Below are 13,839 nucleotides of genomic sequence, written 5' to 3' on the forward strand. Positions count from 1 at the left end.
AGTGGCGGGGGCACCTGTGTATGTGGGGGTCAGGGCCAGAGGTGGCGTTTTGTGGAGACGAGGTGGCGGGTCAGGGTTCGGGGGTCCGGGGTGGGGGTGAGGGCTCGCGCGGGGTGAGGGTGTCCAGACGTGCGGGGGCGTAGGGGGGAGAGCCAGATCCAGAACGTGGTCAGGGCCATGCCCGCGGCGCACAGCAGGATCATCGGGCGCAGGCCGATGTGGTCGGCGACGATGCCGCCCGTAAGGCCGCCCAGTGCGAGGACGCCCTGGACGGCGAAGGTCATGGTGGCGTTCACGCGGCCGCGCAGTTCCTGAGGAGTCTCGCGGAGGGTGATGACGCCGAGGCAGGTGGAGAAGGCGACCACGACGCCGCCCGTCATGAGGCCCACGACGGTCATGGCGGTGATGTTCCACCAGAGGGGGCCGTTCAGGAGGCCGGCAGTCAGGACCTCGACGGGGAAGAAGAGGACGGTCGCGAGCAGGATGCGGTTCTCGCCGTAGCGTTTCGTCAGGCGGGTCGTGAGCCAGGCGCCCGCCAGGCCGCCCGCGCCGCTCATCGCGATGAGCACGCCGATCAGGCTCTTGGGGATGCTCAGGGTGTTGACCATGTAGAGGATGTAGACGGCCACGTACGCCATCGCGAAGAAGTTGATCGTCACGCCGGCGCCGAGGAGGGCGCGCAGGGTGGGGTGGGTGAGGACGGTGCGAAGGCCCTCGGTGACGTCGCGCCACATGCCTCGGGAGGGGGCGGGCTCGTTCCGTTCCTGAGTGCGGATGGAGCGGAGGAGCAGGGCGGAGGCCAGGAACGACATCGCCTCCGCGAGGACGGCCAGCGGCGCCGTGAAGAACTGGACGAGGAGACCGGCGAGGCTCGGGCCGCCGACAGAGGCCACCGAGTGGCACGCCTGGAGACCGGCCATCGCCTCGACGCGCTGAGCCGGCGGGACGGTTCCGGCGACGTACGAGAAGTTCGCTGACTTGAACAGCACCGCCGACGTGCCGATGACCAGGGCCACCACGAGGAGCCACGGGACGCTCAGCAGGCCGAGGAGCCAGGCCAGAGGGACGGACGCGGCGGCGGCGCAGGCCACGAGCTCACAAGCGATCATCAGCGGACGGTGGCGGACGAGGCGGTCGACGATGGCGCCCGCCTGCAGCCCGAACAGGAGCGCCGGGAGGGGACCGGCGGCGGTCAGCAGACCCATCTCGGTCGGGCTGGCGGTGAGCAGCGTGACGGCCGTCAGGGGGATGGCCAGCTTGGAGACCTCCGAGCCCGTGATCGAGGTCGTGCGCGAGGTCCAGAGGAGACGGTAGTCGCGCTGCCTGCGCAGGGGCGGAGGCGCCGGCAGGGAGGAGGCGGACGAGGCCTGAAGGGTTCGCTTCACAGTTATGAAGGTATCCCTTCAGACTTCTGAAAGCAACGTTTCACAACTCTGAAGGGATACCTTGGGCGCATGACTGCGGACTTCGACGGGCTCAGCGACCCCAAAGCGATGAGGGCACTGGCCCATCCCGCGCGGCTGCAGATCCTCAACCGGCTCGGAGTGGAGGAGAGCGCGACCGCCACAGAGGTGGCGGAGATCGCGGGCATCACGCCCAGCGCCGCGAGTTATCACCTGCGGATGCTGGCCAAGTACGGGTTCGTGGAGGACGCGCCGCCCAGGGGCGACGGGCGGGAACGGCTGTGGCGGGCCGTCGGCAAGCCGCTGAGCGTGGGGCTGCTGCCCGAGGACCAGCCGGAGGTGCGGGACGCCAAGGTGGCGCTGATGGCGGCGTTCCGGCGGGAGGCGAACCGGGAGGCCGACCGGGCGCTGGCCGAGGTCGAGAGGGAGTCGGAGGAGTGGCGGGACGCGACGGTGTTCAACCGGACACGGGTGAAGGCCACCGCCCATGAGCTGATACGGCTCCACGAGGCGATCCAGGAGCTGGTCGAGCCTTATGCCATACGGAACCGGGAGAAGACCGGCGTGCCGGACGGGGCCAGGGTCGCTGAGGTGCAGGTCAACCTGTTCCCTGTGGTTACGAGGCCGGTTCCTGGGCTGCCGACCGAGGACCACGGGCTTGCGCAGCACGGGGCCGGGGCGGCGGAGGCGGAACAGGTGACGGGGGGCGAGCGCTCGCCGTCTCGGGAGTAAGGCGAGTCCGTGAGGAGGCCCGGAGAGGCCGGGCTAGGAGAGGCCGGACGGGCAGGGGTCGGACGAGGGAGGCCGGGCTGGGAGGGTCGGGCTGGGTGAGCCTGGGCTGGGGGAGGGCGGGTCGGGAGCTTGGGGTGGGAGTGGTGGCAGGCGTTTGACCTCCGGCGGTCAGGCCGGGGCGGTGTGCAAGGTAGACTTTTCGGTGGCCTGTAGCCACAGGCCGACTTCGCATGCCCCATTGCGGACCGCCCCATCGGTCCGGGCCCAGTGCCCGGCTGGAGCGGGTTCGGGGCATCAGGGCGGCAGACAACGCGCTGCCGCGGCACAACCGAGAACCGCGCCCATCCGCAGGGCGCCCAGACCTGGAGGACCAGCAGATGGCCCCCGTCGTCACCATGCGACAGCTGCTCGAGAGCGGCGTTCACTTCGGTCACCAGACCCGGCGCTGGAACCCGAAGATGAAGCGCTTCATCTTCACCGAGCGCAACGGCATCTACATCATCGACCTGCAGAAGTCGCTGTCCTACATCGACCGCGCCTACGACTTCGTCAAGGAGACGGTCGCCCACGGCGGCACGATCCTGTTCATCGGCACGAAGAAGCAGGCTCAGGAGGCCATCTCCGAGCAGGCCGCCCGCGTCGGCATGCCGTATGTCAACCAGCGCTGGCTGGGCGGCATGCTCACCAACTTCTCCACCGTGCACAAGCGGCTTCAGCGTCTGAAGGAGCTCGAGGAGCTCGACTTCGACAACGTCGCCGCCTCGGGGCTCACCAAGAAGGAGCTCCTCATGCGCCGTCGCGAGAAGGACAAGCTCGAGCGGACGCTCGGCGGCATCCGTGACATGGGCCGCGTGCCCAGTGCGGTGTGGGTCGTCGACACCAAGAAGGAGCACATCGCGATCAGCGAGGCCAAGAAGCTCGGCATCCCTGTCGTCGCGATCCTCGACACCAACTGCGACCCCGACGAGGTCGACTACCCGATCCCGGGCAACGACGACGCCATCCGCGCCGTCGGCCTGCTGACCAGGGTCGTCGCCGACGGTGTCGCCGCCGGTCTCATGGCCCGCTCCGGCGCCGCTCGCGGCGACGAGAAGCCCGCTGCCGCCGAGCCGCTGGCCGAGTGGGAGCGTGAGCTCATCGAGCAGGGCACCGGCGCCGCCGAGGCTCCGGCTGCGGAAGCTCCGGCCGCTGAGGCTGCGGCTGCCGAGGCGCCCGCCGCTGAGGCTGCGGCTGCGGCTGCCGAGGCTCCGGCTGCTGAGGCCGGTGCCGAGGAGAGCGCTCCGGCCGCTCCGGCTGCCGAGGGCGACGCCGAGCAGCAGGCCTGATCCGCACGTAACGCACGGGCGCAGGCGCGGGCTTGGCCGGGTTGTAGAGAGGGTGACGGTCGTCGCCGCCGCTTCGGGGGTGAGCGCGGCCGTCGCCGCCCGCTCGGGCAAAGGCTGCGGGCCGGGGCTCGGGTCAGTGGCTGGGGCCTGGGTCAGCGGCTCAGGGTTTGAGCTGGGGCTCGGGGTCCGGGTTCGGGCCGGCGTACGGGCTCGATGGCTTGGGCCGGACGGGAAGTCCGGGTGGGGGTTCCGGACGCGGGCCAGGGTGGTACGGAGCGGCGAGGCTGGGCAGTATGGCAGCGAAGCCGCCGCGAGCAGCCCAGGCCCGGTGCCGAACGACCCGGCGCCCACCGGCCCTGAGACCTGAGGCCCGAGGCCCGGACCGGCGAACCGCAGGGCACGCCGGGCCGGGACACCAGGCCAGGACATCGGGCCGGTACGCAGGGCCGGTGTTCCGGGCAGGGACGCCGGAGCAGTACGAAGGCTCATGTACGGCCAGACCCGTACGGCACGCGCCTGCCGTACCGACGACAAAGGGCGGACGGACCGATCCGGGCCGTCCATCCGACCACGATGACGACGACGAAATCCCACGAGGAAAAAGAGCAATGGCTTCCGTGAACATGGCCGACGTCAAGCGGCTTCGCGAGATCACCGCTGCCGGCATGATGGACTGCAAGAAGGCGCTGGAGGAGGCTGAGGGCGACTTCGACCGCGCCGTCGAGCTGCTGCGCCTCAAGGGCGCCAAGGACGTGGGCAAGCGCGAGGCGCGCACCGCCTCCAACGGCCTGGTCGCGCTCAAGCAGGACGGCGACTCGGTCGCCGCGCTGCTGGAGCTCAACTGCGAGACCGACTTCGTGGCCAAGGGCGAGCGCTTCCAGGACCTGGCGTCCCAGGTCGTGGCGCACATCCTGGAGACCAAGCCGGCCGACGTGGCCACGCTGCTGGAGTCCTCCTTCGGTGGCAAGCCCGTCCAGCAGCACCTGGACGAGGCCAACGCCGCGCTGGGCGAGAAGATCGAGATCCGCCGTTTCCAGGTTCTCGAGGGCGGCTACATCGGCGCCTACATGCACAAGACCGACCCGGCGCTGCCGCCGGCCGTCGGCGTGCTGGTGCAGCTCGACAAGCCGAACGCCGAGGTCGCCAAGGACATCGCGCAGCACGCCGCCGCGATGGCCCCGCAGTACCTCAAGGCCGACTCCGTGCCGGCCGAGGTCGTCGAGAAGGAGCGCAAGCTCTTCGAGGAGATGACCCGCGAGGAGGGCAAGCCCGAGGCCGCCATCGGCAAGATCGTCGAGGGCCGCCTCAACGGCTGGTACCGCGACTTCACGCTGCTCCAGCAGGCGTTCGTGAAGGACAACAAGAAGAGCGTAGGCAAGTACGCCGAGGAGAACGGCGTCGAGGTCCTCGCCTTTGTCCGTTTCAAGGTCGGTCAGGCTTAGGCTTAGGCGAGCCACCATCAGGCACGCCACGAAGCCAGGATCGATCCACCGAGTGAAGGAGGCCGCCGCCGTGCAGGACCACCGGGAGTCAGCCCACGAATCCACACGGACGGCGGCCGACTCATCCCCACATCCGCCCAGCAACCATCTGAGGTGGAAGCGGGTGATGCTGAAGCTGTCGGGCGAGGCGTTCGCCGGCAGCGAGCCGCTGGGCATCGACCCGACGATCGTCGACCATCTCGCCGACTCGATCGCCGAGGCGGTCAAGGAGGGCGTGCAGGTCGCCGTCGTGGTCGGCGGCGGCAACATGTTCCGCGGCGCCACCCTGTCGCAGGGCGGCATCGACCGCGCCCGCGCCGACTACATGGGCATGCTGGGCACGGTCATCAACTGCCTGGCCCTGCAGGACTTCCTGGAGCGCCGGGGCGTCGAGACCCGCGTGCAGACCGCCATCACGATGCAGCAGGTGGCCGAGCCGTTCCTGCCGCGCCGCGCGATCCGGCACCTGGAGAAGGGCCGCGTCGTGATCTTCGGCGCCGGGCTCGGCTCGCCCTACTTCTCCACCGACACCGCCGCGTCACAGCGCGCCCTGGAGATCGGCGCCGAGGCGCTGCTGAAGGGCACGCAGGTGGACGGCATCTACGACTCCGATCCGCGGAAGAACCCGGACGCCGTCCGGTTCGACCACCTCGACTACGGCGAGGTGCTGCTGCGTGACCTCGCGGTCATGGACGCCACCGCGATCAGCCTGTGCAAGGACAACGACCTGCCGATCGTGGTCTTCGACCTGATGGGCGAGGGCAACATCCTGCGTGCGGTACGCGGTGAGAAAATCGGCACGCTGGTGAGTCCCGCGGGGAAATGACGGAGCGAGCCCGACACCGCCAGCCAGAAGACGACAGGGAGCCGCTGTGATCGACGAAACCCTCCTCGAAGCCGAGGAAAAGATGGACAAGGCCGTCTCGGTCGCGAAGGAGGACTTCGCGACCATCCGCACGGGCCGGGTCACGCCTGCGATGTTCAACAAGATCAGCGCCGAGTACTACGGCACGCCGACGCCGATCCAGCAGCTGGCGTCGTTCCACGTGCCCGAGGCGCGCATGGTACTCATCCAGCCCTTTGACAAGAGCTCGATGGGCGCGATCGAGAAGGCCATCCGCGACTCCGACCTCGGGGTCAACCCCACCGACGACGGCCAGGTCATCCGCGTGACGTTCCCCGAGCTGTCGGAGGAGCGCCGCAAGGAGTACATCAAGGTCGCCAGGAACAAGGGCGAGCACGCGAAGGTCTCCATCCGCAACATCCGCCGCTCCGCCAAGGACGTCCTCGACAAGCTGGTCAAGGACGGCGAGGCGGGCGAGGACGAGGTCCGGCGCGCCGAGAAGGAGCTGGACGACATGACGCAGAAGCACGTCGCCAAGATCGACGAGCTGCTCAAGCACAAGGAAGCCGAGCTGCTCGAAGTCTGAGCGGCGCGCCCCGGCACGGATCGCCCCCCGGCGGCCCGTACGGCGGGCCGCCTCCGGGTGGTCCGCCGGTCATCGGGTCTTGCCCTACGGCCCTCGCCCCCCGGCGAGGGCCGTGGCCCAATGGAGAGTTGCAGTGGAAGAACGTACGGCCGGCACCAGCCCGAGCGGCGGCAGCCGTACCGGGAGGAATCTGCCTGCCGCGATCGCCGTGGGCGTGGTCCTGGGGGCGCTCGTCCTCGGGACGATCTACACCATCAAGGAGCTGTTCCTCCTGGTGGTCGCCGGCGCGGTCGGCGTCGGCGTGCTGGAGCTGGTCAAGGCCTTCGCGCTCCGCGAGATCAGGGTCCCGGCCGTGCCGGTGCTGGCGGGGCTCGTGGCGATGCAGGCGGGCGCCTACTGGGGCGGGCCGGTGTGGCTGCTGGCGGGCTTCGCGGTGTTCGCGTTCGTGCTGCTCACCTGGCGGATGTTCAGCGACGGCACCGACGGCTACGTACGTGACGCGACGGCGTCGGTTTTCACGCTCTTCTACCCCGCGATGCTGGCCGCGTTCGTCCCGCTGCTGCTGCGGGAGGAGGACGGCGCCCACCGGGTGCTGATCTTCATCGCGGTGACCGTGGCCAGCGACATCGGCGGCTACGTCGCGGGCGTGCTGTTCGGCCGGCACAAGATGACGGTCATCAGCCCGAAGAAGACCTGGGAGGGCTTCGCCGGGTCGCTCGTGGCGTGTACGGCGGTCGGGGCGTGGCTGGTGACGTGGCTGCTCGGCGGGGCGCTCTGGCAGGGCGCGCTGATCGGGGCCCTGGGGGCGCTGCTGGCGACGATGGGCGACCTGATCGAGTCGATGATCAAGCGGGATCTCGGCATCAAGGACCTCGGCACGATCCTGCCGGGGCACGGCGGGCTGATGGACCGGCTGGACTCCCTGGTCACCACGCTGGTGCCGGTCTGGCTGCTGCTGACGCTGTTCTTCTGAGCGCCTTCTTAGCGTCTTCTGAGCGTCTTCTTAGCGGGGCCTCCCGTGGCCGTCAGTGGTGGGTGTCGAGGGCTTCGGCGGTGACGGGCGTCAGCCAGAGCCACCGGACCGCCTCACCCCCGAACGCGAATCCCGACATGTCAGGCATGTGGGGGGCGTCGGCCAGCATCAGCACCCCCGAGTACTGCGGCCCCAGCGGGAACGTCTCCGGCTCGTGATACCACCGGGCCGTGTGCGCGTGCCCCAGCCAGGTGACCGAGTGCCACGGATACTGCGCCAGCCACACCAGCAGCAGCGCCGCGTCCCTCGGGTCGTCGCGGGTGGCCACGGCCAGCTCGATCCTGGCGTACGCGCCGGGCTTGTCGATCCACTGCTCGACCGTCGGCATGCGCTGGCAGCTCATCCCGACCGTGGACAGCACGGTGTAGTCGCGCTTGCCCTGGGGCGGCCGTTCGGTGATGCCGACCGTGGGCAGCCGCTCGCCGCTCGCGTCCCAGTAGCGTCCGGCGGGGCCGAGCACCCGGTCCAGGTGCCCCATCACGAACTGCTGGAACGACGGCCACGACCCCTCGCCGTGCCGCCAGCGCCAGTAGGAGCGGGCGTTGGCGATCCGGGGTTCGAGCCCCTCCAGCGCCTCCGACAGCGCCCACGCGAACGGCGACTCGCCCACCGCGTCCCGCGCGTAGCCGGGCATGCCGCGGCTCATGTCGGCCCAGCCGGGGATGACCGCGAGCAGGTCGTCGTCCTCGTACAGCGCGACGCCGTCGCCCTCCTCGAACCACAGCGCGCTGAGCTGCCCCAGCGGGCGGCGGCCCTCCGGGCGCAGCGTGTTGGGGCGGGGCATGAGCGGCGGCAGGCCCGAGTTGATCCGCGCGAGGTCCACGACCGCCGGGGCGGGCCGGTGGTTGGCCAGCCAGACGGCGCCGTGGACGGTGCCGTCTGGCGAGCACAGGTAAGCTACCGAGGCGTCCTCGTCCCGTTCGACGACGAGCGTGCGGCTTCCGTACGGGTTGCCGACGGCGAGAACCACCTCGGCGCCACCCTCCCCGGACGCCGACCGAAAAATCGCCATACGTGTGCACTGTAGATCCGGTGGAGACCATGATGCGAGCCGTACGCTGACCAGGAATGCCACCTCCGCCCCCGACGTTGACTACCCTGGTCCTCATACCCGAAGCAAAGGCAGCATCGTGTCCCAGCCCCCAGGTCAGCTCACCTTCGTCGCGCCGCGACGGGCCAAGCCCGCCCGGCACCTGGCCGACCTGCCGATGCCCGAGCGGCGGGCCGCGGTGACCGAGCTGGGTGAGAAGGCCTTCCGCGCCGACCAGCTCTCGCGTCACTACTTCGAGCGGCTCACGGCGGACGTCTCCGCGATGACCGACCTGCCCGCCGCCGCCCGCGAGAAGCTGTCCGCGCTGCTGCCGACCCTGCTCACCCCGGTGCGCGAGCTGGCCACCGACGGCGGCACCACCCGCAAGACGCTGTGGCGGCTGTTCGACGGGGCGCTGGTCGAGTCGGTGCTCATGCGCTATCCCGACCGGGTCACGATGTGCGTGTCGTCGCAGGCCGGCTGCGGCATGAACTGCCCGTTCTGCGCCACCGGGCAGGCGGGCCTGACCCGCAACATGTCCACGGCCGAGATCGTCGAGCAGGTCGTGGCGGGCGCGCGGGCGCTGGCGGCGGGCGAGGTGCCGGGAGGTCCCGGTAGGGTCAGCAACGTCGTGTTCATGGGCATGGGCGAGCCGCTGGCCAACTACAAGCAGGTGATCGGCGCGGTCCGGCGGCTGGTCGAGCCGGCTCCGCACGGGCTCGGCATCTCGGCGCGGGGCGTGACGGTCTCCACCGTCGGCCTGGTGCCGGCCATCGGCAAGCTCGCCGACGAAGGGCTGCCGGTCACGCTGGCGCTGTCGCTGCACGCGCCCGACGACGAGCTGCGTGACACGCTGGTGCCGATCAACACCCGGTGGAAGGTGGCCGAGGTGCTGGACGCGGCATGGGCGTACGCGGCGCGGACCAAGCGGCGCGTGTCCATCGAGTACGCGCTGATCAAGGACATCAACGACCAGGAATGGCGGGCCGACCTGCTCGGCAAGCTGGTCAAGAACAAACTGGTGCACGTCAACCTGATCCCGCTCAACCCGACGCCGGGCTCCAAATGGACCGCGTCACGGCCGGAGGACGAGCGGGCGTTCGTGCGGCGGCTGCAGTTCCACGGCGTGCCGGTGACCGTGCGTGACACGCGCGGGCGGGAGATCGACGGCGCCTGCGGGCAGCTCGCCGCGGCCGAATAGCCTCACACCCCGTCAGCGCCTCAGGCGGCGCCAGGCGTACCACGTCAGGGCGAGCAGGCACCACGCGAGCGAGACGGCGGCCAGCTCGGGGAAGCGGGCGACCAGGTCGCCGTCGTTGGCCGCGCGCATCCACACCACCAGCGGCACCGTCAGCCAGTACGCCGGCGAGGCGCTGACCAGCAACATCAGCAGGAACCCGAAGACCAGCCCCATGATCGACAGGGCGGGCGAGCGGACGACGGCCCGGCTGGTGAGCGCGCCCAGCGCGGTGCCGGTCAGCGCCGCGAGGCCGTGCATCGCCACGCCGGCGGCGAGCACGCCGGAAGAGGGCCGCGCGCTCGTGCCGAGCAGCAGCGCCGCGGCCAGGCCGGTGGCGGCGAGCGCGACGCAGGTCGCCAGCGCCGCGGCGAGGCCCGCCACCAGCTCCCTGCCCCGGCCGCCCACCGTCACCGCCGACAGCTCGCGCTGCCGGTCCGGCTCGGTGTCCAGCAGGCTCCTGGCGGACCAGGCCAGCACGGGGACGATCAGGACGGCGGCGCCGGCCAGCACGCCCGCCTCCTCGCCGCGCGGCGCCCGGCTGCTGTGCAGGACCGCCAGCAGGGCGAGGACCAGCAGCAGGCTCTGGTAGACGCGGTGCGAGCGGACGTAGGCGGACAGCCGGAACACCGCCAGCGCGGCCGTCGCGGTCATCGGGCGGACTCCTCGATCTCGCGGGCCGGGTAACCCTCGCCGCGCATCCGGGCGAGGAAGCGGGGCAGCTCGCCGGCGGGCACCCGTACGGCGACGGTGACGAGCTCGTCCGGGGGGCTCACCGGCGGGGGAGCGGGTGACGAGGGCTCGTGGAGGCGGCCGTCGGCGACCGTCCAGTGCCGCAGCGCCGGTAACCCGCGCAGGCCGCCCTGGTGGTCGCTGACGACGACGATGCCGCCCCGGCCGGCCACCTCCGTGGCCAGGCCGGGCAGCACGGCGCGGGTGGCGGCGTCCAGCCCGGCGAACGGCTCGTCCATGATCAGCAGCCCCGGTTCGGCCATCAGCGCCTGCGTCAGCCCCACCTTGTGCCCGCCGCCCTTCGACAACTCGCCCAGCGGGGTGTCCAGCAGGTGCTCCATGTGCAGTCGTTCGGCCCACGGCTCCCAGCGGGCCCCGCCGCGCATCCGCGAGACGTGCCGCAGGTACGCCGCCACCGTGAACGGCTGCCCCGCCGGGAACCGGTCCGGGGCGAACCCGACCACCGCCGGCCGCCCGCCGATCGTCCCCTTCGTGGGCCTCGACAGGCCGGCCAGCAGCCGCAGCAGGGTGGACTTGCCCGCGCCGTTGACCCCGGTGAGCTCGACGACGTCGCCGGGCGCGAGCTCGGCGTCGGCCCCTTGGATGACGAAGGGATCACGCCGCCGGTAGCGGAAAGAGACCTTGGACAGTCGCATGGTGGTGTAACGGTATATGTCGGGGTGCCTGGCCGGGATAAAGAGCAGCACAATGGAGGCACCCCAGCACGATTCAAGAGGAGCGTGAGCTTGAACCGCTTTCCGCGCGTCATGGGCATGCGTTCTGGCTATGATCCGGCGGAGGTCGACGCCCTGATCGGCCGCATCGAGGCCACCTTGGGCCGTGGCCCCCGTACGCACGAGCCGATCACCGCCGACGAGGTGCGGGCGGCCACGTTCCGCGCCAAACGCGGCGGCTACCAGGAGACCGCGGTCGACTTCGCCCTGGAGGCGTTCGTGGTGGCGCTGGAGACGCAGGCCAAGTGGCCGGTACGGCTGGCCCTCGCCGAGCCGACCGGCGAGCTGCTGCGCGAGGAGTGGTTCGAGACCCAGGCGGCCAGGGTCGAGCGCGTCGCCTTCCGCTCGGGCCGCATGGGCACCGGCTACAACGAGGACGAGGTGGACGCCTTCCTCGACCGCATCGTGGCCACCCTGCGCGGCACCACCGACTTCCCGGTGACGGCGAAGGAGGTGCGGGAGGCGCGGTTCTCGGCCGTGCTGGTGCGCTCGGGCTACCTCATGGCGGACGTCGACTCCTTCCTCGCGGGCATCGCCGACGTGCTGGAGCAGCGGAACGCCTGAGCGTCAGGCGCTCTCCACGGCGGTGAGCAGCCCGCGCAGGTCGGGGAGCTCACGCTGGACGACGCCGCCGTCGGGGGCGCGCTCGCCGAGCCGGTTGATCCAGATCCGGCGGAGGCCGAGCCGGTGGGCGGGCACCAGGTCGTGGAAGTAGCTCTGCGCCACGTGCACCCACGCGGCCGGCTCGTGCGCGCGCCGGAACGTGGTGAAGTGCGCCAGGGACGGCTTGTAGTCCCGCACGTCCTCGGCGGTCACCACCGCGTCGAACGGCACGGGCAGCCGCCGCAGCGTCTCCGCGATCAGGTCGCGGTCGCAGTTGGTGAGCAGCGCGAGGTTCCAGCCGGCCGCGCGCACGGCCAACAGCTCGGCGCCGACCTCGGGGAAGACCGGCCAGTACGGGATCGTGGCGGCGAGCACCGTGGCGTCGTCGCCGCCCAGCTCGATCCGCTCCTCGGCGCAGGCCCGGCGCAGCGTCTCGGCCAGCACGTGGCGGTAGCGGAGCGCCGGCGACTCGGCCTGCACCGCGTGCTCGTGCCGGTTGTACGCCTCCAGCAGCCGCTCTCCCCGTCCTGGAGCGATCAGCTCGGCGCTGGTGCGCAGGCCGTGCCGCCAGTCGACGAGCGTTCCGAAGCAGTCGAACGTCACCCATCTCATAGGACACATAATGGGCGACATGACCATGTCCGTACGAGCCATCGGGCCGGCCGACCTGGAGAGCGTGTCGGCGGTGCTGCGGGAGAGCTGGGGCGGCACCACGCTCGTCGCCCTGGGCCGGGGCGAGCTGGTGGACGCCGCCGCCCAGCCCGGCTTCGTCGCCGAGCTCGACGGCGAGCTCGCCGGCGTCGTCACCTGGAGGGAGCGGGACGGCGCGGTGGAGATCCTCACGATCGACGCCGTGCTCCCCGGCAAGGGGGTGGGCCGGGCGCTGCTCGACGCGGTCCGGGCGAGGCGGCTGAAGCCCTCCATCCCGCGCGAGGCCGACGGGATTCCCATCAGGCACGAGCTGGAGCTGGAGCTCCTGCTCTAGGCGCCCTGCGGGGGAGCCTGGGGAGAAGGGCCGGGAGGAGACGGCGGCGGTCGCTCCGCAGGAGCCGGGGCGGGCGGCTCGTCGGTGTGCTCCGCGTGCCGGTGCATCAGCGCCACCACCACCGACGTGACCGGCGCGGCGAGGAACGCCCCGACGATCCCGGCGACCACGCTGCCCAGCGCGATCGCCACCAGGATGACCGCCCCCGGCAGTTCGAGCGCCTTGCCGTAGATCTGCGGCGCCAGCACGTGCCCTTCGAGCTGCTGCACCGCGATGGTCACCGCGACCACGATGAGCGCCACCAGCCAGCCCTTGGCCACCAGCGCCACCACGGCCGCGAGCAGCCCGGCGAGGAACGCCCCCACCACCGGCAGGAACGCCCCGACGAACGTCAGCACCGCGAGCGGCAGCGCCATCGGCACGCCGAGGATCCACAGTGCGAGGCCGATGAAGAACCCGTCCACCGCGCCGACGATCGCGATGCCGCGGACGTAGCGGCCGATCACGGAGAAGATCAGCTCGCCGCCCCACATCAGCCGGCCCCTGGCCTTGGCGGGCGCGAGGCTCACCAGCCACCGGAACAGGTGGTCGCCGCTGTGCACGAAGTACACCGACAGGATCACCGCGAGCACCGCGCCGACCACGATCTCGCCGGCCGTCCTGACCCCGGCCAGCGCGCCGGTGGTGATCGTCCGGCCCTGGCCGGACAGCCAGTCGGTGGCCTGGGAGAGGAGCTGCCGGTCGTTGATGCCGAACCCGGCGAGGAAGATGTGCAGGTCGTTGAGCACCTTGCCGACGCTGGCCCGCATCTCCGTCACGCTCTCCACCGTGGGCGGCACGAGCAGCGCGATGAACGCCGCCGCCATCACCAGCGCGGTGACGAAGACGACCGTGGTGGCGAGGGCCCGGTTGAAGCCGTGCCGCCAGAGCCGGCGGGCGGCCGGCGCGAGCAGCGCCGTCAGGAACACGCCGATGACGACCGAGATCGCGACCGTGGCCACCTTGGTGAGGCAGAAGCCGGCCACGGCGATCACGCCGATCCATCCCAGCAAGCGCCACGGCCTCATCCACTGCTCCCTGATCGTGCCCCCTCAACAGCCCGGTGAGGGGGCCT

General features: G+C 71.2%; 15 protein-coding genes. 9 read left to right on the forward strand and 6 right to left on the reverse strand.

What is annotated here, in order from left to right:
• Positions 1 to 29 precede the first annotated feature (29 nt).
• Positions 30 to 1,385 (reverse strand): MFS transporter, encoded by a 1,356-nt coding sequence (locus Nocox_RS08935; RefSeq protein WP_020545355.1) that lies wholly within the window; start codon positions 1,383 to 1,385, stop codon positions 30 to 32.
• 69 nt (positions 1,386 to 1,454) lie between these two features.
• Between Nocox_RS08935 and Nocox_RS08940 the strand changes: the two genes are divergently transcribed.
• The 6 genes from Nocox_RS08940 (at position 1,455) to Nocox_RS08965 (ending at position 7,344) form a co-directional block, all read left to right on the forward strand.
• On the forward strand, positions 1,455 to 2,135 hold the full coding sequence (locus Nocox_RS08940) for an ArsR/SmtB family transcription factor (RefSeq protein ID WP_020545356.1): 681 nt from the start codon (positions 1,455 to 1,457) through the stop codon (positions 2,133 to 2,135).
• Positions 2,136 to 2,512: 377 nt separating this feature from the next.
• The gene (gene rpsB, locus Nocox_RS08945; protein ID WP_020545357.1) at positions 2,513 to 3,460 is read left to right on the forward strand and encodes a 30S ribosomal protein S2; all 948 of its coding nucleotides are present in this window, start codon (positions 2,513 to 2,515) and stop codon (positions 3,458 to 3,460) included.
• Between the two features lie 608 nt (positions 3,461 to 4,068).
• Entirely contained in the window at positions 4,069 to 4,902 is an 834-nt protein-coding gene (tsf, locus tag Nocox_RS08950; RefSeq protein ID WP_020545358.1) for a translation elongation factor Ts, read from the forward strand.
• 166 nt (positions 4,903 to 5,068) lie between these two features.
• Positions 5,069 to 5,767 carry a UMP kinase gene (gene pyrH / locus Nocox_RS08955; protein ID WP_020545359.1) on the forward strand — a complete coding sequence of 233 codons (699 nt, stop codon included), beginning with the start codon at positions 5,069 to 5,071 and terminating at the stop codon, positions 5,765 to 5,767.
• A 46-nt stretch (positions 5,768 to 5,813) separates the two neighbouring features.
• Entirely contained in the window at positions 5,814 to 6,371 is a 558-nt protein-coding gene (gene frr / locus Nocox_RS08960) for a ribosome recycling factor (protein ID WP_020545360.1), read from the forward strand.
• 133 nt (positions 6,372 to 6,504) lie between these two features.
• Positions 6,505 to 7,344: a phosphatidate cytidylyltransferase gene (locus Nocox_RS08965; RefSeq protein ID WP_026214804.1), complete on the forward strand. Its 840-nt coding sequence runs from the start codon at positions 6,505 to 6,507 to the stop codon at positions 7,342 to 7,344.
• A 52-nt stretch (positions 7,345 to 7,396) separates the two neighbouring features.
• Here the strand turns inward: Nocox_RS08965 and Nocox_RS08970 are convergent, their stop codons facing one another.
• Positions 7,397 to 8,416 carry a suppressor of fused domain protein gene (locus tag Nocox_RS08970; protein WP_051112679.1) on the reverse strand — a complete coding sequence of 340 codons (1,020 nt, stop codon included), beginning with the start codon at positions 8,414 to 8,416 and terminating at the stop codon, positions 7,397 to 7,399.
• 118 nt (positions 8,417 to 8,534) lie between these two features.
• Between Nocox_RS08970 and rlmN the strand changes: the two genes are divergently transcribed.
• Positions 8,535 to 9,635 (forward strand): dual-specificity RNA methyltransferase RlmN, encoded by a 1,101-nt coding sequence (rlmN, locus tag Nocox_RS08975; protein ID WP_020545363.1) that lies wholly within the window; start codon positions 8,535 to 8,537, stop codon positions 9,633 to 9,635.
• Between the two features lie 12 nt (positions 9,636 to 9,647).
• Here the strand turns inward: rlmN and Nocox_RS08980 are convergent, their stop codons facing one another.
• Together Nocox_RS08980 and Nocox_RS08985 are read right to left on the reverse strand one after the other, a co-directional pair.
• Positions 9,648 to 10,325 (reverse strand): hypothetical protein, encoded by a 678-nt coding sequence (locus tag Nocox_RS08980; protein ID WP_020545364.1) that lies wholly within the window; start codon positions 10,323 to 10,325, stop codon positions 9,648 to 9,650.
• Entirely contained in the window at positions 10,322 to 11,059 is a 738-nt protein-coding gene (locus Nocox_RS08985) for an ABC transporter ATP-binding protein (RefSeq protein ID WP_033410246.1), read from the reverse strand. The genes Nocox_RS08980 and Nocox_RS08985 overlap by 4 nt, the downstream gene beginning before the upstream one ends.
• 90 nt (positions 11,060 to 11,149) lie before the next feature.
• On the opposite strand from Nocox_RS08985, the gene Nocox_RS08990 reads away from it, so the two are divergent.
• Entirely contained in the window at positions 11,150 to 11,701 is a 552-nt protein-coding gene (locus Nocox_RS08990; RefSeq protein WP_157383272.1) for a DivIVA domain-containing protein, read from the forward strand.
• Positions 11,702 to 11,704: 3 nt separating this feature from the next.
• On the opposite strand, the gene Nocox_RS08995 is transcribed toward Nocox_RS08990, so the two are convergent.
• A complete protein-coding gene (locus tag Nocox_RS08995) occupies positions 11,705 to 12,352 on the reverse strand; it encodes an HAD family hydrolase (RefSeq protein ID WP_211212754.1) in 648 nt (215 codons plus the stop codon).
• 19 nt (positions 12,353 to 12,371) lie between these two features.
• Here Nocox_RS08995 and Nocox_RS09000 point away from each other — a divergent pair, with 19 nt between their 5' ends.
• Entirely contained in the window at positions 12,372 to 12,725 is a 354-nt protein-coding gene (locus Nocox_RS09000; RefSeq protein WP_157383273.1) for a GNAT family N-acetyltransferase, read from the forward strand.
• Here Nocox_RS09000 and Nocox_RS09005 read toward each other — a convergent pair.
• Complete coding sequence (locus Nocox_RS09005) at positions 12,722 to 13,792, reverse strand: AI-2E family transporter (RefSeq protein WP_157383274.1); 1,071 nt, start codon at positions 13,790 to 13,792, stop codon at positions 12,722 to 12,724. The genes Nocox_RS09000 and Nocox_RS09005 overlap by 4 nt on opposite strands.
• Between the last annotated feature and the right edge of the window lie 47 nt (positions 13,793 to 13,839).

The organism is Nonomuraea coxensis DSM 45129 (genome assembly GCF_019397265.1).
Taxonomy (GTDB): Bacteria; Actinomycetota; Actinomycetes; order Streptosporangiales; family Streptosporangiaceae; genus Nonomuraea; species Nonomuraea coxensis.

Excerpts from the sequence above, each read along its gene's own strand:
- Nocox_RS08940 (WP_020545356.1), top strand. The coding sequence starts at position 1,455 with ATGACTGCGGACTTCGACGGGCTCAGCGACCCCAAAGCGATGAGGGCA.
- tsf (WP_020545358.1), top strand. The coding sequence starts at position 4,069 with ATGGCTTCCGTGAACATGGCCGACGTCAAGCGGCTTCGCGAGATCACC.
- Nocox_RS08995 (WP_211212754.1), bottom strand. The coding sequence starts at position 12,352 with ATGAGATGGGTGACGTTCGACTGCTTCGGAACGCTCGTCGACTGGCGG.
- Nocox_RS08970 (WP_051112679.1), bottom strand. The coding sequence starts at position 8,416 with ATGGCGATTTTTCGGTCGGCGTCCGGGGAGGGTGGCGCCGAGGTGGTT.
- Nocox_RS08980 (WP_020545364.1), bottom strand. The coding sequence starts at position 10,325 with ATGACCGCGACGGCCGCGCTGGCGGTGTTCCGGCTGTCCGCCTACGTC.
- rpsB (WP_020545357.1), top strand. The coding sequence starts at position 2,513 with ATGGCCCCCGTCGTCACCATGCGACAGCTGCTCGAGAGCGGCGTTCAC.
- Nocox_RS09005 (WP_157383274.1), bottom strand. The coding sequence starts at position 13,792 with ATGAGGCCGTGGCGCTTGCTGGGATGGATCGGCGTGATCGCCGTGGCC.
- pyrH (WP_020545359.1), top strand. The coding sequence starts at position 5,069 with ATGCTGAAGCTGTCGGGCGAGGCGTTCGCCGGCAGCGAGCCGCTGGGC.
- Nocox_RS08985 (WP_033410246.1), bottom strand. The coding sequence starts at position 11,059 with ATGCGACTGTCCAAGGTCTCTTTCCGCTACCGGCGGCGTGATCCCTTC.
- Nocox_RS09000 (WP_157383273.1), top strand. The coding sequence starts at position 12,372 with ATGACCATGTCCGTACGAGCCATCGGGCCGGCCGACCTGGAGAGCGTG.